Below are 19,423 nucleotides of genomic sequence, written 5' to 3'. Positions count from 1 at the left end.
GTGTCCTTTTAATTGAACGGCGAGACAGCAGGGTTGAGGTCACAAGCAGTGCAGCGGCGTAGGACAGGAACGATTGCGGCGGTGTCCGCACTGGGCATGACGGCGGTCCTCGGCGGCTGCGGCCTCACCGGCGGTTCGGGTGACGTCACCCTGAAGCTGATCGCCGCGGACTACGGCGACTCCGCCGCCAACAGCTCCCAGAAGTACTGGGACAGGCTGGTGAAGGAGTACGAGAGCAAGCACTCCGGTGTGAAGATCGAGGTCAGCGTCTACTCCTGGAACGACGTCGACCGCAAGGTCAAGGAGCTGGTCGACGCCGGCAAGGCGCCCGACATGGCGCAGATCGGCGCGTACGCCGACTACGCCGACAAGGGCCTGCTCTACACGGCCGACGACCTGCTCTCCATCACCACCCAGGCCGACCTCGCCTCCCAGCTGGCCACCGCGGGCCAGGTGAAGGGCGTGCAGTACGGGATGCCGTTCGCCGCCTCCACGCGCCTGCTCTTCTACAACAAGACCCTCTTCCGGAAGGCCGGCCTCACCCCGCCGAAGACCTGGAAGCAGCTGGCCGCCGACGCCGCGGCGCTCAAGGACGAGGGCGTGACGTACCCGTACGCGCTGCCGCTCGGCCCGGAGGAGGCGCAGGCCGAGACGATGCAGTGGCTGCTGAGCGGCGGCGGTGGCTACACCGACGCCGTCGGCACGTACGGCATCGACTCCGCGCAGAACGTCGACACCTTCACCTGGCTCAAGGACGACCTGGTCGACAAGGGTCTGACCGGTCCTGTCGCGCCCGGCAGGCTGAACCGTGCCGCCGCCTTCGCCGCCTTCGCGGAGGGGGACGTCGGCATGCTCAACGGCCACCCCTCGCTGATGCAGATCGCCGCGAAGCGGGGTGTGAAGTTCGGCATGGTGCCGATGCCCGGCAGGGACGGCCAGCACAGGACCGCGATGGGCGTCGCCGACTGGATGATGGCGTTCAAGAAGAACGGCCACGCGGAACAGGTCGGCAAGTTCCTCGACTTCGTCTACAGCGAGAAGAACGTGCTCGACTTTTCCCACGAGTACGACCTGCTGCCGGCCACCGCGTCCGCCTCCGAGGCCATGAGCACGGACAAGCGGGACGCCGACCTCAAGCCGTTCCTGGACCAGCTGCCACTGTCCGAGCTCTACCCGGTCGGCAACACCTCCTGGGCCGACGTCGCCGCGGCGGTCAAGAAGCACATAGGCCAGGCGGTCGCCCCCGGCGGCAACCCGGCCGCCACCCTCGCACAGCTCCAGGCGACGGCTTCCCGGGCGGAGAACGCGGACTAGCAGCGAGCCGGCATCCGGCCGGCATTCAGCCGGCATCCGGCCGGCAGCGGGCTCGTGGGGGACCGGCAGCGGATCAGACGCCGGTGCCGCGCAGGCGTTGTCAGCGGCGGGGGCTACCGTGCGGGGCATGGACCAGGAACCGTTGGGCGACCGCGAGCAGAACATCCTCGCCCTCGAACGCCGGGGCTTTCCGGGCCCCGGCGCCAAGGAGCGGGCGATACGCGAGGAGCTGGGCCTGGCCCCCGTCCGCTACTACCAGCTGCTGAACGCCCTGCTGGACGACGAGCGGGCGCTCGCCCACGACCCGGTGACGGTGAACAGGTTGCGCAGGGTGCGGGAGACACGGCGAGCGGAACGCTGACCGCGCCGACGGCTGCCTCGCTGTCGCGAGCCATGGGTGAGCCCGGCCGTCCGCGGTTAAGGTCATCCGTATGGGCACCCATACGGATACGGACTCGACGCACTCCATGGACCCCCTGCCGACGCCCGCCACACAGGCGGGCCGCGACGGGCTGGCCGCGATTCTCGCGCACCCGGGGAAGACGGTGGTCGGCCTCGACTTCGACGGCACCCTCGCCCCGATCGTGCCGGACCCCGAGCAGGCCCGCGCCCACCCGGAGGCGGTGCCCGCGCTCGCCGCCCTCGCCCCGAAGATCGCCTCTGTGGCGGTGGTCACCGGCCGCCCGGCCGGCGTCGCCGTACGGCACGGCGGCTTCGCGGGCGTGGCGGGCCTGGAGCACCTGGTCGTCCTCGGCCACTACGGCGCCGAACGCTGGGACGCGGTGAGCGGCAACGTCAGCGCGCCCGCCCCCCACCCCGGCGTCGCCGCCGTCCGCGCCGAACTCCCCGGTTTCCTGGACCGTATCGGCGCGTGGCAGGGCACGTGGATCGAGGAGAAGGGCCGCGCCGTCGCGGTCCACACCCGCCGCGCCGCCGACCCCCAGGCCGCCTTCGAGGCGCTGCGCGCACCCCTCACCGACCTCGCCGGCCGCCACGGCCTGATCGTGGAGCCCGGCCGGCTGGTCCTGGAACTGCGCCCGCCGGGCATGGACAAGGGCGTGGCCCTGCTGGAGTACGTCCGCGAGATCGGCGCGTCCGCGGTCCTCTACGGCGGCGACGACCTCGGCGACCTCCCGGCCTTCGCGGCCGTCGAGAAACTGCGCTCCGACGGCGTCCCCGGCCTGCTGGTGTGCAGCGGCAGCGAGGAGGTGGCGGAGCTGCGGGAACGGGCGGACGTGGTGGTCGACGGTCCCCAGGGCGTCGTACGACTGCTGCGCGGACTGGCGGACCGAATTTTCAGCCCGTCAGGCGTTTGAGGACGAGGCCGTTTCAGGCCGAAAGCGGGGGTCTGGGGGCGGCAGCCCCCGGAGCTCAGCCCCGCAAGGCCTCCAGCTGATCAAGAAACCACTGGGCAGGCGGCAACGCCGTAGCCGCGGCAGCCAGCCGTTTCGTCCGCTCGGCCCGCTCAGCCGCCGGCAGGCACAACGCGGCGTGCAGGGCGTCCGCCGTGCCGATCACGTCGTACGGGTTCACCGTCAGCGCGTCCTCGGCCAGCTCCTCGTGGGCCCCCGCCTCCCGCGACAGCACCAGCGTGCAGCCCTCGTCCGAGACGACCGGCATCTCCTTGGCGACCAGGTTCATGCCGTCGCGGACCGGGTTGACGAGGGCCACGTCCGCCAGTCGGTAGGCGGCCAGGGAGCGCGCGAAGTCGTCCTCGACGTGCAGCACCACCGGGGTCCAACCGGGCGTGCCGTAGTGGGAGTTGATCTCGTCCGCCAGGCGCTGCACGTCGGCCGTGTAGTCCCGGTAGACCGCCAGGTCCTGGCGGGAGGGGTACGCGAAGGCGACATGCACCACCCGCTCGCGCCACTCGGGACGGACGTCGAGGAGGTGCCGGTAGGCCAGCAGCCCGCGCACGATGTTCTTCGACAGTTCGGTGCGGTCGACCCGCACGATCGCCTTGCGGCCCGCACCGATCTGCGCCCGCAGCGCGGCCATCCGTTCGTCGACGTCCGCCTCGTGCGACCGCTGCCGCAGGAAGTCGGCGTCCGCGCCCAGCCCGTGCACCCCGATCCGCGTACCGCCGAGCCCGCCCACCAGTTCCGTACACGCCGTGAACGCCTCCGCCCAGCGCCGGGTCAGGAAACCCAGCCGGTCGGCGCCAAGCATGCCGCGCAGTAGCTGCTCGGCGATGTCGTCCGGCAGCATCCGGAAGTAGTCCACCGGAGCCCACGGCGTGTGCGAGAAGTGTCCGATCCTGAGGTCCGGCCGCAGTTGACGCAGCATCCCCGGCACCAGACACAGGTGATAGTCCTGCACGAGGACCGCGGCCCCCTCGGCCGCCTCCTGGGCCAGTGCCTCGGCGAAGGCCCGGTTGTAGGTCTCGTACGAGGCCCACTGCCGCCGGAACTCCGCGTCGAAGACCGGCTCCAGCGGGGTCTGGTACAGCATGTGGTGGACGAACCAGAGGACCGAGTTCGCGATGCCGTTGTACGCGTCGGCGTGCACGTCAGCCGGGACGGCGAGCATCCGCACGCCGGCCTCGCCCTCCCCGCGCCGTACCGCCTCCCGGTCGCCGTCGGTCAGCGCCGAGCACACCCACAGGGCGTCCGCGTCCGGCCCGATCGCGGACAGACCGGAGACCAGCCCGCCGCCGCCGCGCTTGGCGAGCAGCGAGCCGTCCTCCCGCACTTCGTACGAGACCGGGCCGCGGTTGGAGGCGACCAGAACCTGATGAGCAGCGCCCTGCGTGGAAGCCATAGACCTCAACCTAGCCCGGCCCGGAAACGCTCAAACGTTTGGTCGTGGTTCGGAGCGGACCGTATACGCCCCGTGACAGGCATCCGTCAGGCGACCTTGCGCGTCGCGTACTCGGCGATCTCCAGCATCGGCGGCCGTTCCTCCGTGTCCACGGAGTAGGTGCGCGGCTCGAAACCGTCCTCGCCCCGCTCGAACTGGGTCAACGACGGCCGGATCAGGTGACCGCGGGCCAGTCGCAGCTGGGCCGTGCGGTAGATCGCGGCGGACATCCTGCCGAGCGCCTGCCCGTCCTGGTGCCGGTGCTTGCGCACACCGACATCCACCTGGGCGAGCGCGTCGAGGCCCACCAGATGCAGGGCGTCGATCAGCATGCCCAGCTCGACGCCGTACCCGACGGGGAAGGGGAGCTGTTCCAGCAGGCTGCGGCGGGCCGCGTACTCGCCGCCGAGCGGCTGCACGAAGCCGGCCAGCTGCGGCCAGTGCATGTTCAGCAGCGGGCGCGCCATGAGTTCGGTGACCCGGCCGCCCTGGCCTGCCGCGCCTCCCAGAGGGCGGTCGTACATGCCCTTGACCAGGTCGATCCCGGGGTGGGTGAGCAGCGGGCCGACGATCCCGTAGACGAAGTCGGAGGAGAACTCCTTCAGGTCGGCGTCGATGAAGCAGACGATGTCCCCGCTCGTGACGAGCAGCGAACGCCACAGCACCTCACCCTTGCCGGGGACGGCCGGGAGGCGGGGCAGGATGTCGTCGCGGTGCACGACCCTGGCCCCGGCCGCCGCGGCGACCTCGGAGGTGCGGTCGGTGGACCCGGAGTCGACGACCACGATCTCGTCGACGAGCGGGACCTGCTGCATGAGGTCGTGACGGATGACCGCGACGATGTCGCCGACCGTCTCCTCCTCGTTGAGCGCGGGCAGCACGACACTGACCGACTGGCCCGTGCGCTGTTTCGCGGCGAGAATCTGGTGCAGCGGGCGATCGGTGAGGGACCAGGAGCGGGTGCTCAGCCAGCGCTCGACTTCTTCCAGCACGTAGGCGGCTCCTTCGCGTTCTCTCGGCGAGCGTGGATTCTGGGTGATCCATCTCGCGCATCGGACGGCTATCTCAAGTGTCCTGGCCTTCGGTTACAGTCTTGAACAACGCTGATGACCATCGCATGTCGGGGGTCGTCCCGTGTTCACGAGTTCAACAACTACATACCGCTCATCCAGAGGGGCAGAGGGATACGGCCCGATGAAGCCCCGGCAACCCTCCAGTCGGTTCTCGTAGATCGATGTTGATCATTCCGCGAGGCTCCCGGCTAGGGAAGGTGCCAAATCCGTCTCACGACGAGATGCGTCGTGAGGAAGATGAGGAGAAAGGGCCTCGCCTCACATGGCTGCGCAGACTGTTGCAAGCACCACGAACACCGTCGATCTGGGTCCCGCCGCGGCTCTCTCATGCCGAGAGTGCGGTCACCGCGTACCCCTCGGTCCGGTCTTCGCCTGCGAGGAGTGTTTCGGCCCGCTCGAGATCGCGTACGACTTCTCGGCCTACGACACCGAGGAGCTCCGCAAGCAGATCGAGGCGGGTCCCGCGAACATCTGGCGCTATGCGCCGCTGCTGCCCGTCCCCGCGGACGTGGCGGACAAGCCGAACATCAACCCCGGCTGGACCAAGCTCGTCAAGGCCGACAACCTGGCGCGTGAGCTGGGCGTCGACGCCGGCAAGCTCTTCGTGAAGGACGACTCCGGCAACCCGACGCACTCCTTCAAGGACCGCGTCGTCGCGCAGGCCATCGAGGCCGCGCGCGCCTTCGGCTTCACCACCCTCTCCTGCTCCTCCACCGGCAACCTCGCCGGTGCGGTGGGTGCCGCCGCCGCCCGCGCCGGCTTCCGCTCCTGCGTCTTCATCCCGCACGACCTGGAGCAGGGCAAGGTCGTCATGGCCGCGGTCTACGGCGGCGAGCTCGTCGGCATCGAGGGCAACTACGACGACGTGAACCGCTTCTGCTCCGAGCTGATCGGCGACCCGGCCGGCGAGGGCTGGGGCTTCGTCAACGTCAACCTGCGGCCGTACTACGCCGAGGGCTCCAAGACCCTGGCGTACGAGATCTGCGAGCAGCTCGGCTGGCAGCTCCCGGACCAGCTGGTCGTCCCGATCGCCTCCGGCTCCCAGCTCACGAAGATCGACAAGGGTCTGCAGGAACTGATCAGGCTCGGGCTCGTCGAGGACAAGCCGTACAAGATCTTCGGTGCGCAGGCCGAGGGCTGCTCGCCGGTGTCGGTCGCGTACAAGGCGGGCCACGACGTCGTGCGGCCGCAGAAGCCGAACACCATCGCCAAGTCCCTGGCGATCGGCAACCCGGCGGACGGCCCCTACGTTCTCGACATCGCCCGCCGCACCGGCGGTGCGGTGGAGGACGTCAACGACGAGCAGGTCGTCGACGCGATCCGGCTGCTCGCCCAGACCGAGGGCATCTTCGCGGAGACCGCCGGCGGGGTGACCGTCGGTGTGACGAAGAAGCTGATCGAGAACGGTCTGCTGGACCCGGCCCTGACGACGGTCGTCCTGAACACCGGTGACGGCCTCAAGACGCTGGACGCGGTGGCCGGCACGGGGCTGACCGCGACGATTCGTCCCAACCTGGAGTCGTTCCGCGACGCTGGGCTCGTGTAGCTGTTCTTGTCTGCGGGCCGCTGGGGGCTGGTCGCGCCCACGCGACGGCAGCAGCGGCACATCCAACACAGCCCCGCGCCCCTGAGGGCGAGTACCTGACCGGAGGTTTGAACATGAGCGTTTCCGTCCGCATCCCCACCATCCTGCGCACCTACACCGGGGGCCAGGCCGAGGTCGCCGCCGAAGGGGGCACCCTCGGCGAGGTCATCGCCGACCTGGAGAAGAAGCACACGGGTATCGCCGCGCGCGTTCTCGACGACCAGGGCAAGCTGCGCCGCTTCGTCAACGTGTACGTGAACGACGACGACGTGCGCTTCGAGCAGGGGCTGGAGACGGCGACCCCGGACGGTGCCGGTGTCTCGATCATCCCGGCCGTCGCCGGAGGCTGACTCAAACAGGTCGAACGACCCGATTATTACCGTCGGTAATATCGGTTACCGAGAGTTCAACGAATTGCCCCCTCCGTGAGAGAAACGGAGGGGGCAATTCTGCATGGTTGAGCACGGTACAGTTGGGGAACCCGCTTGGCTCGTTATGCCGGATGCATATGAGTTCTCTCTTTCCAGGCACCAAGAAACAGCCAAAGTGTGCAGGTTCTTTGCGTCTTATGCTCCTTTTGTGGGGCCCGACTTGCCCTGAATTCGGGTGAATTCTCAGTAAATTCCCGACCAGTCGTGCCCGGATTTCTCGTCCGATTGACCTGTTGCAGACGGCAGTTGGACAGATACATTCGGCCGCGGTCGACGCGTTCCGGCGCACGCCCCCAACCGTGGGGGGTGAGGTCTGACCCGGATCCGCGAAGTGTGGATCTGTGCAAGGGCCAGTAATAGGGGAGTTAGGCATGGCTCAGGGCACCGTCAAGTGGTTCAACGCGGAGAAGGGGTACGGCTTCATCGCGGTCGACGGTGGTGCGGATGTTTTCGTCCACTACAGTGCGATTCAGATGGACGGCTACCGCACCCTGGAAGAGGGTCAGCGGGTCGATTTCGAGATCTCGCAAGGCCAGAAGGGGCCGCAGGCGGACATGGTCCGGCTGGCGGCCGGCTGAAGCACGCGCCGGGTTACTGCAGCGACGTTCTTCTTTCTTGATCGAAGGGCCCGCGCCTCAGGGTGCGGGCCCTTCGGCATGCCCGGAGGACCCGGGCCGGGGCCCCGCGGTCACCTGCCCGATCCCCGGCAGGTGCCTGCGCCCGCCCGTCGCCCGAGCACCACTCCCAAGGGGCCCGCTTCGCGGGCGCACCTTGCACTCGACGGGGGCGAGTGCTAATCATTGCGTTAGCACTCTGAAGGTGAGAGTGACAACGAAGGACCGGGTCGGTGAGGCCCGCAGGCCGGGTGGGGCAAGGAACCACAAGGCCGGCGAGCCGTCCGTCGCGGGCGCGGGCGCGGTCCGAAGGAATCACCCCCAGTCCTGGAGGGACCACTTCACATGGCCAAGATCATCGCGTTCGACGAGGAGGCGCGGCGCGGCCTCGAGCGCGGCATGAACCAGCTCGCGGACGCCGTGAAGGTGACGCTCGGCCCCAAGGGCCGCAACGTCGTCCTCGAGAAGAAGTGGGGCGCCCCCACGATCACCAACGATGGTGTCTCCATCGCCAAGGAGATCGAGCTCGAGGACCCGTACGAGAAGATCGGCGCCGAGCTGGTCAAGGAAGTCGCCAAGAAGACGGACGACGTCGCCGGTGACGGTACGACCACCGCGACCGTTCTCGCCCAGGCCCTCGTCAAGGAAGGCCTTCGCAACGTAGCCGCCGGCGCCAACCCGATGGCCCTCAAGCGCGGTATCGAGAAGGCCGTCGAGGCCGTCTCCGGTGCCCTCCTTGAGCAGGCCAAGGACGTGGAGACCAAGGAGCAGATCGCTTCGACGGCCTCCATCTCCGCCGCCGACACCCAGATCGGCGAGCTCATCGCCGAGGCGATGGACAAGGTCGGCAAGGAAGGCGTCATCACCGTCGAGGAGTCCCAGACCTTCGGTCTGGAGCTGGAGCTCACCGAGGGTATGCGCTTCGACAAGGGCTACATCTCGGCGTACTTCGCCACCGACATGGAGCGTATGGAGTCGTCGCTCGACGACCCGTACATCCTGATCGCCAACTCCAAGATCGGCTCCGTCAAGGACCTGCTCCCGCTCCTGGAGAAGGTCATGCAGTCGGGCAAGCCGCTGCTGATCATCGCCGAGGACGTCGAGGGCGAGGCCCTGTCGACCCTGGTCGTCAACAAGATCCGCGGCACCTTCAAGTCCGTCGCCGTCAAGGCCCCGGGCTTCGGTGACCGCCGCAAGGCGATGCTGAACGACATCGCCATCCTCACCGGTGGCGAGGTCATCTCCGAGGAGGTCGGTCTCAAGCTCGAGAACACCTCCCTCGACCTGCTGGGCCGCGCCCGCAAGGTGGTCATCACCAAGGACGAGACCACCATCGTCGACGGCGCCGGCTCCACGGAGCAGGTGCAGGGCCGGGTCAACCAGATCCGCGCCGAGATCGAGAACAGCGACTCGGACTACGACCGCGAGAAGCTGCAGGAGCGCCTGGCGAAGCTCGCCGGCGGTGTCGCGGTCATCAAGGCCGGTGCCGCCACCGAGGTGGAGCTCAAGGAGCGCAAGCACCGCATCGAGGACGCCGTCCGCAACGCCAAGGCCGCCGTCGAGGAGGGCATCGTCGCCGGTGGTGGCGTCGCGCTCATCCAGGCGTCCAGCGTCTTCGAGAAGCTGGACCTCGAAGGTGACGAGGCGACCGGCGCCAACGCCGTGCGCATCGCGCTTGAGGCCCCGCTGAAGCAGATCGCCGTCAACGCCGGCCTCGAGGGCGGTGTCGTGGTGGAGAAGGTGCGCAACCTGACCCCGGGCCACGGCCTGAACGCCGCGACCGGCGAGTACGTCGACCTGATCAAGGAAGGCATCATCGACCCGGCGAAGGTCACGCGCTCTGCCCTGCAGAACGCCGCCTCCATCGCCGCGCTCTTCCTCACCACCGAGGCCGTCATCGCCGACAAGCCGGAGAAGGCCGCCGCGCCTGCCGGCGGCGGCATGCCGGGCGGTGACATGGACTTCTGATCGGCCTCGGGGCTTCGGCCTCCGGTTGATCAACGTCCTTACGGAGGGCGGTACTTCCTGCTCCGGCAGGGGGTGCCGCCCTCTGGCGTGTGCGGGATCGGGCGGGTGCTTGCGGTCCCGTCCCGGGCATGTCCTGTCCGGTCCGATCCGGTCCGGTCATGTGCTGTCCGGTCCCGTCCCGGTCCTGTCCTGTCCGGCCTGGTCTCGTCTGGTCCCGTCTCGTCTGGGCCGGTCCGGTCCGTCTCGTCTGGGCCGGTCCGGTCCGTCTCGTCTGGTCCGGTCGGGGCCGGGAATGTGAGGCAGCGCATAGGTGGTTAGTTCAGGAGGTGCAACAATGCGTGTGCACATACCTTTCTGTTGGCACAGCCCTGAACCAGGAGCCCTCCACGTGACCGTCGCCACGTCCCGCGCCGCCGAGATCCTCTCCCGGCCCACCACGATCAACGGCCTGACCGTCCCCAACCGCATAGTGATGGCGCCGATGACGCGCATGTTCTCCCCGGGTGGCATTCCCGGCGAGGACGTGGCGTCGTACTACTCCCGCCGTGCCGCCGCGGGCGTCGGCCTGATCGTCACCGAGGGCACATACGTCGGCCACGACTCGGCCGGGCAGAGCGACAGCGTCCCGCGCTTCCACGGCGAGGAGCAGCTGGCGGGCTGGGCGAAGGTGGCCGAGGCGGTGCACGCGGCGGGCGGCACGATCGTGCCGCAGCTGTGGCACATCGGCACGGTCCGCAACCAGGGCGAGGCCCCCTACCCGGACGCCCCTTCGCACGGCCCCTCCGGCCTGCGCGTCAACGGCGCCGAGGGCGCGACCCCCATGACCCAGGCCGACATCGACGCCGTCATCGGCGCGTTCGCCGAGTCCGCGGCCGCCGCCGAGCGCATCGGCTTCGACGGCGTGGAGCTCCACGGCGCCCACGGCTACCTCCTCGACCAGTTCCTGTGGGCCGGCACCAACCGTCGTACGGACGCGTACGGCGGTGACCCTGTCGCCCGTACGACGTTCGCCGCCGAGATCGTGGCGGCGGTCCGGGAGGCGGTCTCGCCCGAGTTCCCGATCCTCTTCCGGTACTCGCAGTGGAAGCAGGAGGCGTACGACGCTCGGCTCGCCGAGACGCCGGAGGAGCTGGAGGCCATCCTCACGCCGCTGGCCGCCGCGGGTGTCGACGCGTTCCACGCGTCCACGCGCCGTTACTGGCAGCCCGAGTTCGAGGGCTCGGACCTCAACCTGGCCGGCTGGACGAAGAAGCTGACGGGCAAGACCGCGATCACGGTCGGCTCGGTGGGGCTCGACGGTGACTTCATCCGGGCCTTCGCGGGTGAGGGTTCGCCGGTCCGGGGGATCGACGACCTTCTGGACGGGCTAAAGCGGGAGGAGTACGACCTCGTTGCCGTGGGCCGGGCGCTGCTTCAGGATCCGGAGTGGGCGGCGAAGGTCCTCGCGGGGCGGGGGGAGGAGCTTCGGCCCTACGATGCGGTTGCGCTGCGCTCGCTCAGCTGAGATTTCGGGTGCGGGTGGGTGGGGGTGCGCGTCCCGGGGGCTGCGCCCCCAGACCCCCGTCGGCCTTCGGCCTCGTCCTCAAACGCCGGACGGGCTGAAAAAGATCGTCCTCAAACGCCGGACGGGCTGGAGGGTGACGCCGGGCGGGTGGGAGTGTGGCGCCGGCCGGGGTGGAGTGTGGCGCCAGCCGGGTTGAAGCGTGACGCCCGCCGGGCGGGTTGGAGTGTGACGCCGGGCGGGTTGGAGGGTGGCGCCCGCCGGGCTGGAGTGTGGCGACGGGCGGGTTGAAGCGTGACGCCCGCCGGGAGGGTTGAAGCGCGGCGCCAGCCGGGTTGAAGCGTGACGCCCGCCGGGCGGGTTGGAGTGTGGCGCCAGCCAGGTTGAAGCGTGACGCCCGCCGGGCGGGTTGGAGTGTGACGCCGGGCGGGTTGGAGGGTGGCGCCCGCCGGGCTGGAGTGTGGCGACGGGTGGGCTGGCGAGAGTAGGGGAGTTCGGCGATGGGGACAGTCGTGCGTACCGCCTCCGGTGTGGTGCGGGGGCGTTTGGAGGGTGGGCTGGCGGTGTTTCGCGGTGTGCCGTTCGCTGAACCGCCGGTCGGGGAGGGGCGGTTCGGGGCGCCGCGTCCGGTGCGGGCCTGGGAAGGGACCAGGGAGGCGTACGCCTTCGGTCCGCCGCCCCCGCAGGAGGCCGGTATCCAGGGCCGCAGGGGTGGGGTCGACGGGTCCGGGAGTGACGACTGGCTGACCGTCAACGTGTGGAGTCCGGACGCGGATTCGGGCGCCCGGCGTCCGGTGATGGTGTGGATCTACGGCGGTGCGTACAAGCTCGGCCACGCCGGCAGCCCCGGCTACGACGCCCAGCGCATCGCGCGTGACGGCGACGTGGTCGTGGTCACCTTCAACTACCGGGTGGGCATCGAGGGGTTCGCCCGCATCGACGGTGCGCCCGCCAATCGCGGCCTGCTCGACCAGGTGGCCGCCCTGGAATGGGTACGGGAGAACATCACGGCGTTCGGCGGCGACCCCGGGCAGGTCACCGTCTTCGGTGAGTCGGCCGGCGCGGGGTCGGTGGCGTCGCTGCTGGCGATGCCGAGCGCGCGGGGGCTCTTCCGGCGTGCTGTCGCGCAGAGTGTGCCGGCTACCTACTTCTCCGACGAGTTGGCGCGCGACATCGCGGCCGCGATCGCGCAGGAGGCCGGCCTGCGCCCGACGGTGGCCGACCTCGCCACCGTCGACCCGCGTCAACTGACCGCCGCGGGCGAGGCGTTGAGCACGAGGATGCGGACCTACGAGGACCGGTGGGGGCGGGTCGCTCCCACGGCCACGCCCTTCTCCCCGGTCGTCGACGGCGAGGTGCTGCCGTCCACCCCCTGGGAGGCGCTGCGGGCGGGCGCGGGGCGGGACGTCGACCTCCTCGTCGGTCACAACCGGGACGAGTTCCGGCTGTTTCTCGTCCTCGGAGGGCTGCTGGGCTCGATCGGGGAGGAGCAGGCGGCCTGGGCGCTGCGGACGTTCGGGCCGGGGCCGGACGGGGAGCGGTCGTATCGCGCGGCCTTCCCGCAGGCCACACCGGGAGAGCTGTTCGAACGCGTCCAGACCGACTGGCTGTTCACCATGCCCTCCCTGCGTCTGGCCGAGGCACAGCTCGCGGGAGGCGGTCGCGCGCACGTCTACGAACTGACCTATCCGGCTCCGGGCGCCGGAGGCGGCCTCGGCGCGTGCCACGGCCTGGACGTCCCGCTGCTGTTCGGCACGTTCGATGCGGACCTGGGGCTGCTGCTGTTCGCGGACAGCGGGGTGCCGGCGGAGGCGGAGGAACTGTCGGCCCGTTTCCGGAGGTCGTGGACGGCGTTCGCGAGGTCCGGCGACCCGGGCTGGCCGGCGTATGACGGGGAGCGACTTGTGCAGGTGCTGGACGCGGGGCAGAAGGCCGCGGTCCTGCCGTACCCGCAGGAGGCGTCACGGCGGCTGTGGGAGGGGTACGAGTTCGGTGAGCTGCCCCTGCTCAAGTAGGACGGAGAGGGGCCCGGGAGGGGGCTAGAGGTTGCCCAGGGGCTCGATGTCGACCTTTACCGGCGTGCCCCAGACCCGGAGCACCTCGTAGTCGGTGAACTCGTGCACGAGCCGGTACGCCATCGCGGGGCGGGGGCCACGGCGCGATGCGTTGATGTACAGCTCGGCCTCGCGCCGGTCGCGGCGCGGGGTGCCGCACAGCTGCCAGACCTGGCCGTTCCACTGCTCGGGCAGCCAGCGCTGCTGGGGCTGGGGGCGGTCGGCGCTGACGCCGTAGCGGGAGGGGGCGGTCTCGGTGGTGTGCGGGGGCACCGGGCCGCCGTTGTACTCGGCGCGGCGGGCGGCCCGGCGCCGTGTCTCGCAGAGCAGGCAGAGGTCGTGGGCGTTCTCGTCGACGGGCCCGTTCGGGTGCTCGGGGCAGCGGGTGGTGGGCGCGGCGCCGGTGACGCTGTCGTCCAGCAGGGCCAGGGCACGGCGCAGGTCGGCCTTGACCTCGTGGAGCTTGCCGTCGGGGGTGTCGCCGGTGAGGGCCTCGCCGTGCTCGCCGAGGAGGCGGAGGGCGCGGCCGAGCGCGGTGAGCTGGGCGTGGTTCATGGGACGGCCCTTCGGGGTGGTCAGTCGGCGTAGTCCTTGAGCTCTTCCGTGTCGAGTGTGATGTTCACGGGGGAGGGGAGGTCAACGGGGGTTCCCCAAGGGTAGGAGGTGGTCTGCTGGTAACGGCTGTCCTTGGGCTCGCTGTAGACGACGACTGTGTCGTTGTCGCGGTCGATGAGCAGGTAGACGGGGATATCGACTGCTGCGTAGCCGACGGGCTTGTCGATGCGGTCTCGCTGATTGGTGTCGCGGTCGTGGGAGGTGATCTCTACGGCCATGAGGGCGCCGTCGGCCGCGGACCAGTTGCCGTGTCCCTTGAGGTGGCCCCTGGGCGTGAGGAAGCCGTCCGTGATAGCGCGGCCCTTGCGGTATTCCTCGGTCTTGACGCCTCGTTCGGGCACGAGGTTCAGCTCGGGGCGCTGCTGCATGCACTGGCGGATCAGCCACATGAAGATCTCGCAGTGGTTGCCGTCCGGCATCGCCTTGACCTCTAGTTTTCCGTTGATGTACTCAAGCCGGACGGTCTCCGGCGCCCGGCGTGCGAGTTCCTCGAAGTCCTCGACGTTGAGCGGATCCCTGGTGCGGACCCGACCGTCGACGAATTCGAGGCGTACGTTCTCCGGGGCCACGCTGGCCAGGTCCTCGAAGTCCTCGATGGGCATCTGCGGGCGTTCGGCGGTGCTGGGGGTCATGGCTTCGCCTCCTCCTTTCCATCGTGCCCCGGGGTGATGGCGTCGGACCGTAGGAGCGGTCATACGGGTGCCCTTTCTCGTCGTTGCCGGGTCATTGAGGCGCGGATCCCGGCGGCGCGGGTGCGGATCTCGGAGGCGGGGAGCGGCGCGTTGGCGTGGCGGGGGGCGCGTTCGCCCCGGCAGGCGCCGCACACGCCGCCCGGCAGGGCCTCCGGACGTCCCGGAGCGCCGCATTTCGTGCACTCCAGGACGCGGAGGGGCGGGCGGGTCTCTCGTACGGCTTCGGGTGGGATCTTGCCGGTCAGGCGGGCGCGGACCAGTGACGCCGGGTGGTGGACCGGCGTCGGCAGGCCGGAGGTCAGGGCGAGGACGACGGCCTCGTCCGTGGCCCCTCGGGCGAACCAGTCCGTCACCAGCGGAGCGAGCGTCGCGCAGTCGGCCTCGGAGAGCGACAGGGCGGGGGCCGTGCGGCCGAGGGCGGCGAGCAGGATGTGGGCGCGGGAGCGGGTGGGACGGGCTCGTTCTGGTGGCTGCTCCGGTACGTCGCCGCGGGTGAACGTCGCCCACCAGCCGTCGTCGCGCGCCGTGCGGGTGAACCACGATCGGGTGATCCAGCGAGGGCTCTTCGAGTCCGTCAGGCGTTCGCGGCCCCGGCGCAAGTGCCCTGCCCGCTGGAGGTTGTTGAGGGCGGTGCGGAGAGCGCACTGTCCGTACGGCAGCGTCTTGGCCAGCGTCTTTACGGAGATGTCGGCGCCGTCGGGGAGACGGTCGAGGTAGGCGGCGATGGCGGCTTCGCGGGGTGGGAGGTGGGCGAAGTCGTGGGCGGTGCGGCGGAGTTGGTCCGGGGCGGAGCGCTTGCCGTAACCCGGGTTGGCCATCGGGTGCGGGGACGCGTGCGCGGGAAGGGAGGCAGTACTAAGCTTGGCGGTAGCCATGGGATCGACTCTCATTCGATCTTGTAGGTCAAGCCCCCGCAGGTGTTGGTAGCACCTGGCGGGGGCTGTTCGTTATGCGGGCACGCTAGACGATCGTCACTGTGTGTGGCAAGCCGAACGCGTCACGTCAACTCGCAGGGTGGGAGGGTGGGTTGAGACCCTCCACCCATTCCATGCAAAGAGGGCTCGGAGCTGGTGGCTTGAGCTTCGGGAGCCTTCGTCAGGTCGCCCAGTAGTCGCGATCCGGCAGTTCGACCCAGTGGTCCGGCGGGCCGAGGACCGCGCGGGCGTCGGTCGGGCGCAGACCGGCGTACGCGAGCGAGTAGGCCACCGCGCTGTGGCAGTGGACGTACGAGAAAAGGACCTCCGCCGGGCCTTCCTCCGCGTACGGACCGCCGCCCGGGTGCAGGTCCCAGCCCTCGCGGACGCCGTCGCGGTGGATGCTGCCCTGGTTGCCGCTCTTGGGGTTGGCGTACAGGCCGTAGGAGACGGTGCCTGCGGAGAGGCGGGTGTGGATGCCGGGCATCGAAGGGCCGTATCCCCACGGCTGGGTGAGGACGGCGCCGCCCGGCACGGTCGTCACGCCGACGAGCCGCAGGGTCTCGTCCAGGTCGTAGTCGTACGGGTCCGCCAGCAGGTCGGCCATCAGCTCGGCGTCGGCCGGTGTCGCCTCCAGGCGGCGTATCGCCTCCTCGGCGTCGATCCCGGCCACGCACGCCAGCCCCAGGCCGTCGTAGTAGAAGTCGCCGAGGGCCGTGATGAGCCGTCGGCCCTCCTCCACCACCGCGCGCTCCGCCTCCGTCAGGCCGGGCTGAGCCTCGGGCAGCGCGGCGAACAGGTCGGGCTCCGGCCCGGCGAGGCTCAGCCGCCCCGGCGTCCAGCCGCCGTGCCCGACCCACCCCGCGTCGGCTCCGGCGGCGACCAACGCTCGCGCGTTCTCCATACATCCGGCCACCACCGCGTCCCACAGCGCCGTCGTCCCGCTCTCCAGCGCGTCGACGTCCGCAACGCGCCGGGCCAGTTCGGCGACGGTCTCGGGCGAGCCGAACACCGCCGCCCGGTGCAGGGGGCGGGAGCCGCCGACGCCCCACCTCTCCGGGTCGGCTCCCGCGTCGAGGCGCCGCGCCACGTCTGCGTGGTCCTGCCAGCCCCGATAGTCCATGCCCGCCCAGCCGTTGGCGTCCCGCCCTGTCATCCCGTGCCCCCTCCGGCCCACCGATCTCCGTACCCACACCATCGCAGGCGGTACTGACAACCGGCGGCGGACGGATGGAGGCGCCGCTCTATCGGGCCTTCACGCCTTCGACGAACGCGGACCAGGCCTCCGGCCGGAACACGAGCTTCGGGCCGTGGGGGTTCTTGGAGTCGCGGACGGGGACGACGGTGGGGTGGCCGTCGGATACTTCGAGGCAGTTGCCTCCGCCTTGGCTATGGCTGGACTTGCGCCAGCGGGCTACTTCCAGGCACTCGTTGCCGCCCCCGCCGCTGTAACTGGACTTGTGCCAAGTGGCCGTGCTCAGGTCGTAGTCAGGGATGTTCCTCATGGGCGTAATCCTGGGCCAACGCTTCCATCAGGGCTAGCGACTTCTCCGGCGAGAGTGCGGAGGCCGTGAGGAGTTCGAAGGTGAACCTCAGTTGGGCGACGGTGGCGGGATCGTCCTCCAGTCGTCCGGTGCTGGGCCCCTCGCAGTAGACCAGCGGCGGGGCGTCCTCGAAGTCCATCAACCTCATCGAGCCCTCCATCGACTTGTGCGCCCCCGCGCTGAACGGCAGTACCTGCACGATGATTCGACCCCGACGGGCCAGGCCAGCGACGTGGCGCAGGGCCTCCGCCATCACCGCTCGACCACCGGTCTCGCGGCGCAACACCGCCTCGTCAAGCACTGCCCACAACAACGGTTTTGTTGGGTCGCCGAGTAGACGGGCCCGCGCCATCCGACCCTCCACCCACTCATCGATGGTTTCCTCCGGTGCCGTCGGGTCGTAGGCGCGGTTCACGGCCCGTGCGTATGCGGGTGTCTGGAGCAGCCCGGGGATCAGCATCGGCGTGTACTGGCGGATTGCCGTGGCGACAGCCTCCGCCTCCGCAGCCTCCGCGAAGTGCTCGGGATAGCGGGACTTGGCCGCTGCCCCGCAGTTCCGCAGAAAGAAATCCCCCGTCCCCAACGCCTCATCCAGCAACCGCGCGTACTCCGCCTGCATCCGCCGCGTCCCCGCCTCCAGCTGCCCCACGAATGACCCGCTCACGAACAGCCGCTGCCCCAGCTCCTCCTGGCTCAGCCCCGCCTTCTCCCTCGCATGCCGTAGCTCCGCGCCCAGCAGCGCGCGCGGTGATGACGACGGGTCGAGGTCCTTCGGTCCCGGCATGTACAACTCCCTGTCCGACAGACGAGGTTGTTGGGGTGTCCCGTATGGCCAGGTTAGAGGGGTCGTCGACACGCTGTGTTGTGAATGGAAAACCCAGCGTGTGCAAACTGGAGGCAAGGTGCGGTCTACCGAAGAAGTCGTCGAGTCCCTGCGGGAGGCCCTCGTGGGCGTCGGTGTCGTCCTGCCGTCGCTCACCGTCGATCCCGTCACCGGCGCGAGCGACGAGCCGTTCGCCCTCGTCGACCTCGGCCGCTGCAACAGCCGTACGGCCGAGCGGCTGGCGTCGGTGCTTCGCGGGGAGCGGCCGGCCGTGGGTACCCACGCGCTGGACGTGCGGGACGGACGGGTCGGCGAGGTCATGGGCCATGTGGGCGGCCGGGTGCAGCTGCGGCCTCTCGCGGGCGGGCGGGAGTGGGAGTGTCCGCCGGAGTCGGTGGGGGCCGCGCCGCCGGAGGAGGTGCTGCGGGCACGGGTCAGGCAGGCCAACAGAGAGGGGCGAATGCCCTGTTGACGGTCCTGTTGACCGATGCCCGGTCAGCGGGCCGCCGCCGCCAGCGCCGCCCGTAGGTGTCCGTCGGAGTCGTCCAGGAGGCGGGCCGCCGTCGGGCCGTCGACGCCGGCCAGGATGGTCAGGATCGCGTTCTTCACCTCGCCGTCGGTGGCGGACAGTGCCCGCTCGATCTGCTCGTCGCCGGCGCCGGTGGCGAGGGCGACGATACGGCGGGAACGGGCCCGCAGCTTCTCGTTCGAGGCGCGGACGTCGACCATCAGGTTCCCGTACGTCTTGCCCAACCGGATCATCGTGATCGTGGAGAGCATGTTGAGGACGAGCTTCTGGGCCGTGCCCGCCTTGAGGCGGGTGGAACCGGTGAGGAGTTCGGGCCCGACGACGATCTCGATGCCGTGGTCGGCGGCCGCGGCGAGCGCGCTGTCGGCGTTGCAGGCGAGGCCGATGGTCAGCGCGCCCAGCTCGCGGGCGTGTTCCACGGCGGCGATGGCGTACGGCGTGCGACCGGAGGCGGAGACGCCGACCACGGTGTCGGCGGCGATGAGGCGGAGGGCGTCGAGGTCGGCGCGGGCCAGCTCCGCGGAGTCCTCGGCGCCCTCGACGGACGTGACCATGGCGTCGGGGCCGCCCGCGATCAGGCCGACGACCTGCTCGGGGTCGGTGTTGAAGGTCGGCGGGCACTCGGAGGCGTCCAGCACACCGAGACGGCCGGCCGTGCCCGCACCCGCGTAGATCAGCCGCCCGCCCCTCGCCATGCGCTCCGCGACGGCGTCGATGGCGGTGGCGATCTCGGGGAGGCGTTCGGCGACGGCCGCCGGGACGGTGGCGTCCTCACCGTTCATGAGCCGGGCGATGTCGAGGGTGGCGAGTCGGTCGATGTCGGCGAGATCAGGACGGAAGGCCTCGGTGGTGAGTGATTCCAACTCGGCGCGGAGGTCACGGGGGTTGGAGGTGGAGGTCATGGTGCGCGGCTCTTTCGAAGTACGGAACGGTGAAGGTTTGCTACCGGCGTACGAAACGGCGAGGG

The 19,423-nt window shown here is 70.1% G+C and carries 19 protein-coding genes and 1 riboswitch; of the genes, 10 read left to right on the top strand and 9 right to left on the bottom strand.

The genetic code is table 11. The features are described from left to right. Window positions 1-48 precede the first annotated feature (48 nt). The 3 genes from OOK07_RS19245 (at window position 49) to otsB (ending at window position 2,630) form a co-directional block, all read left to right on the top strand. Window positions 49-1,314: an ABC transporter substrate-binding protein gene (locus tag OOK07_RS19245; protein ID WP_524540320.1), complete on the top strand. Its 1,266-nt coding sequence runs from the start codon at window positions 49-51 to the stop codon at window positions 1,312-1,314. A gap of 127 nt (window positions 1,315-1,441) precedes the next feature. Further along, window positions 1,442-1,675, top strand: coding sequence for a DUF3263 domain-containing protein (locus tag OOK07_RS19240; RefSeq protein WP_266681973.1), 234 nt, complete (start codon window positions 1,442-1,444; stop codon window positions 1,673-1,675). A gap of 70 nt (window positions 1,676-1,745) precedes the next feature. Further along, on the top strand, window positions 1,746-2,630 hold the full coding sequence (otsB, locus tag OOK07_RS19235) for a trehalose-phosphatase (protein WP_266797641.1): 885 nt from the start codon (window positions 1,746-1,748) through the stop codon (window positions 2,628-2,630). A gap of 55 nt (window positions 2,631-2,685) precedes the next feature. Here the strand turns inward: otsB and OOK07_RS19230 are convergent, their stop codons facing one another. Together OOK07_RS19230 and OOK07_RS19225 are read right to left on the bottom strand one after the other, a co-directional pair. Beyond that, entirely contained in the window at window positions 2,686-4,074 is a 1,389-nt protein-coding gene (locus tag OOK07_RS19230) for an alpha,alpha-trehalose-phosphate synthase (UDP-forming) (protein ID WP_266681969.1), read from the bottom strand. Between the two features lie 86 nt (window positions 4,075-4,160). After that, window positions 4,161-5,105: a glucosyl-3-phosphoglycerate synthase gene (locus OOK07_RS19225; protein ID WP_266681967.1), complete on the bottom strand. Its 945-nt coding sequence runs from the start codon at window positions 5,103-5,105 to the stop codon at window positions 4,161-4,163. Window positions 5,106-5,274: 169 nt separating this feature from the next. Then, a riboswitch (SAM riboswitch) is annotated at window positions 5,275-5,430 on the top strand. Between the two features lie 18 nt (window positions 5,431-5,448). Between OOK07_RS19225 and thrC the strand changes: the two genes are divergently transcribed. From thrC to OOK07_RS19195, 6 genes are all read left to right on the top strand, one after another. Beyond that, entirely contained in the window at window positions 5,449-6,732 is a 1,284-nt protein-coding gene (gene thrC / locus OOK07_RS19220; protein WP_266797640.1) for a threonine synthase, read from the top strand. A 113-nt stretch (window positions 6,733-6,845) separates the two neighbouring features. Continuing rightward, window positions 6,846-7,121 carry a MoaD/ThiS family protein gene (locus OOK07_RS19215; protein ID WP_266681963.1) on the top strand — a complete coding sequence of 92 codons (276 nt, stop codon included), beginning with the start codon at window positions 6,846-6,848 and terminating at the stop codon, window positions 7,119-7,121. A 452-nt stretch (window positions 7,122-7,573) separates the two neighbouring features. Beyond that, complete coding sequence (locus OOK07_RS19210; protein ID WP_016436693.1) at window positions 7,574-7,780, top strand: cold-shock protein; 207 nt, start codon at window positions 7,574-7,576, stop codon at window positions 7,778-7,780. 381 nt (window positions 7,781-8,161) lie between these two features. Further along, on the top strand, window positions 8,162-9,784 hold the full coding sequence (groL, locus tag OOK07_RS19205) for a chaperonin GroEL (protein ID WP_266797639.1): 1,623 nt from the start codon (window positions 8,162-8,164) through the stop codon (window positions 9,782-9,784). Between the two features lie 388 nt (window positions 9,785-10,172). Further along, on the top strand, window positions 10,173-11,288 hold the full coding sequence (locus OOK07_RS19200) for an NADH:flavin oxidoreductase (protein ID WP_266797638.1): 1,116 nt from the start codon (window positions 10,173-10,175) through the stop codon (window positions 11,286-11,288). A gap of 497 nt (window positions 11,289-11,785) precedes the next feature. After that, a complete protein-coding gene (locus tag OOK07_RS19195) occupies window positions 11,786-13,300 on the top strand; it encodes a carboxylesterase/lipase family protein (protein WP_266797636.1) in 1,515 nt (504 codons plus the stop codon). Between the two features lie 24 nt (window positions 13,301-13,324). Here the strand turns inward: OOK07_RS19195 and OOK07_RS19190 are convergent, their stop codons facing one another. The 6 genes from OOK07_RS19190 to OOK07_RS19165 form a co-directional block, all read right to left on the bottom strand. Then, a complete protein-coding gene (locus OOK07_RS19190) occupies window positions 13,325-13,894 on the bottom strand; it encodes a hypothetical protein (RefSeq protein ID WP_266681955.1) in 570 nt (189 codons plus the stop codon). 20 nt (window positions 13,895-13,914) lie between these two features. Next, window positions 13,915-14,586 carry a Uma2 family endonuclease gene (locus OOK07_RS19185; protein ID WP_266797635.1) on the bottom strand — a complete coding sequence of 224 codons (672 nt, stop codon included), beginning with the start codon at window positions 14,584-14,586 and terminating at the stop codon, window positions 13,915-13,917. A gap of 59 nt (window positions 14,587-14,645) precedes the next feature. Continuing rightward, window positions 14,646-15,464, bottom strand: coding sequence for a hypothetical protein (locus OOK07_RS19180; protein ID WP_266797633.1), 819 nt, complete (start codon window positions 15,462-15,464; stop codon window positions 14,646-14,648). A gap of 277 nt (window positions 15,465-15,741) precedes the next feature. Next, window positions 15,742-16,716 carry an ankyrin repeat domain-containing protein gene (locus OOK07_RS19175; RefSeq protein ID WP_266797631.1) on the bottom strand — a complete coding sequence of 325 codons (975 nt, stop codon included), beginning with the start codon at window positions 16,714-16,716 and terminating at the stop codon, window positions 15,742-15,744. Window positions 16,717-16,804: 88 nt separating this feature from the next. Beyond that, a complete protein-coding gene (locus tag OOK07_RS19170) occupies window positions 16,805-17,065 on the bottom strand; it encodes a DUF397 domain-containing protein (protein WP_266797629.1) in 261 nt (86 codons plus the stop codon). Then, window positions 17,049-17,888 carry a helix-turn-helix domain-containing protein gene (locus OOK07_RS19165; RefSeq protein ID WP_266797627.1) on the bottom strand — a complete coding sequence of 280 codons (840 nt, stop codon included), beginning with the start codon at window positions 17,886-17,888 and terminating at the stop codon, window positions 17,049-17,051. The genes OOK07_RS19170 and OOK07_RS19165 overlap by 17 nt, the downstream gene beginning before the upstream one ends. A 118-nt stretch (window positions 17,889-18,006) precedes the next feature. On the opposite strand from OOK07_RS19165, the gene OOK07_RS19160 reads away from it, so the two are divergent. Next, window positions 18,007-18,399: a hypothetical protein gene (locus OOK07_RS19160; protein ID WP_266797625.1), complete on the top strand. Its 393-nt coding sequence runs from the start codon at window positions 18,007-18,009 to the stop codon at window positions 18,397-18,399. Window positions 18,400-18,422: 23 nt separating this feature from the next. Here the strand turns inward: OOK07_RS19160 and murQ are convergent, their stop codons facing one another. Continuing rightward, window positions 18,423-19,358, bottom strand: coding sequence for an N-acetylmuramic acid 6-phosphate etherase (gene murQ / locus OOK07_RS19155; RefSeq protein ID WP_266681930.1), 936 nt, complete (start codon window positions 19,356-19,358; stop codon window positions 18,423-18,425). Window positions 19,359-19,423 lie beyond the last annotated feature (65 nt).

Source organism: Streptomyces sp. NBC_00078 (assembly GCF_026343335.1).
Classification (GTDB): Bacteria; Actinomycetota; Actinomycetes; order Streptomycetales; family Streptomycetaceae; genus Streptomyces.
Note: the sequence above shows the minus strand (reverse complement) of the source record. Positions and strands in the feature narration are given on the sequence as shown.

Coding starts and splice junctions, on each gene's coding strand:
- thrC (WP_266797640.1), top strand. CDS start 5,449: ATGGCTGCGCAGACTGTTGCAAGCACCACGAACACCGTCGATCTGGGT.
- OOK07_RS19185 (WP_266797635.1), bottom strand. CDS start 14,586: ATGACCCCCAGCACCGCCGAACGCCCGCAGATGCCCATCGAGGACTTC.
- OOK07_RS19210 (WP_016436693.1), top strand. CDS start 7,574: ATGGCTCAGGGCACCGTCAAGTGGTTCAACGCGGAGAAGGGGTACGGC.
- OOK07_RS19170 (WP_266797629.1), bottom strand. CDS start 17,065: ATGAGGAACATCCCTGACTACGACCTGAGCACGGCCACTTGGCACAAG.
- OOK07_RS19180 (WP_266797633.1), bottom strand. CDS start 15,464: ATGGCCAACCCGGGTTACGGCAAGCGCTCCGCCCCGGACCAACTCCGC.
- groL (WP_266797639.1), top strand. CDS start 8,162: ATGGCCAAGATCATCGCGTTCGACGAGGAGGCGCGGCGCGGCCTCGAG.
- murQ (WP_266681930.1), bottom strand. CDS start 19,358: ATGACCTCCACCTCCAACCCCCGTGACCTCCGCGCCGAGTTGGAATCA.
- OOK07_RS19195 (WP_266797636.1), top strand. CDS start 11,786: ATGGGGACAGTCGTGCGTACCGCCTCCGGTGTGGTGCGGGGGCGTTTG.
- otsB (WP_266797641.1), top strand. CDS start 1,746: ATGGGCACCCATACGGATACGGACTCGACGCACTCCATGGACCCCCTG.
- OOK07_RS19215 (WP_266681963.1), top strand. CDS start 6,846: ATGAGCGTTTCCGTCCGCATCCCCACCATCCTGCGCACCTACACCGGG.
- OOK07_RS19165 (WP_266797627.1), bottom strand. CDS start 17,888: ATGCCGGGACCGAAGGACCTCGACCCGTCGTCATCACCGCGCGCGCTG.
- OOK07_RS19190 (WP_266681955.1), bottom strand. CDS start 13,894: ATGAACCACGCCCAGCTCACCGCGCTCGGCCGCGCCCTCCGCCTCCTC.
- OOK07_RS19240 (WP_266681973.1), top strand. CDS start 1,442: ATGGACCAGGAACCGTTGGGCGACCGCGAGCAGAACATCCTCGCCCTC.
- OOK07_RS19230 (WP_266681969.1), bottom strand. CDS start 4,074: ATGGCTTCCACGCAGGGCGCTGCTCATCAGGTTCTGGTCGCCTCCAAC.
- OOK07_RS19175 (WP_266797631.1), bottom strand. CDS start 16,716: ATGACAGGGCGGGACGCCAACGGCTGGGCGGGCATGGACTATCGGGGC.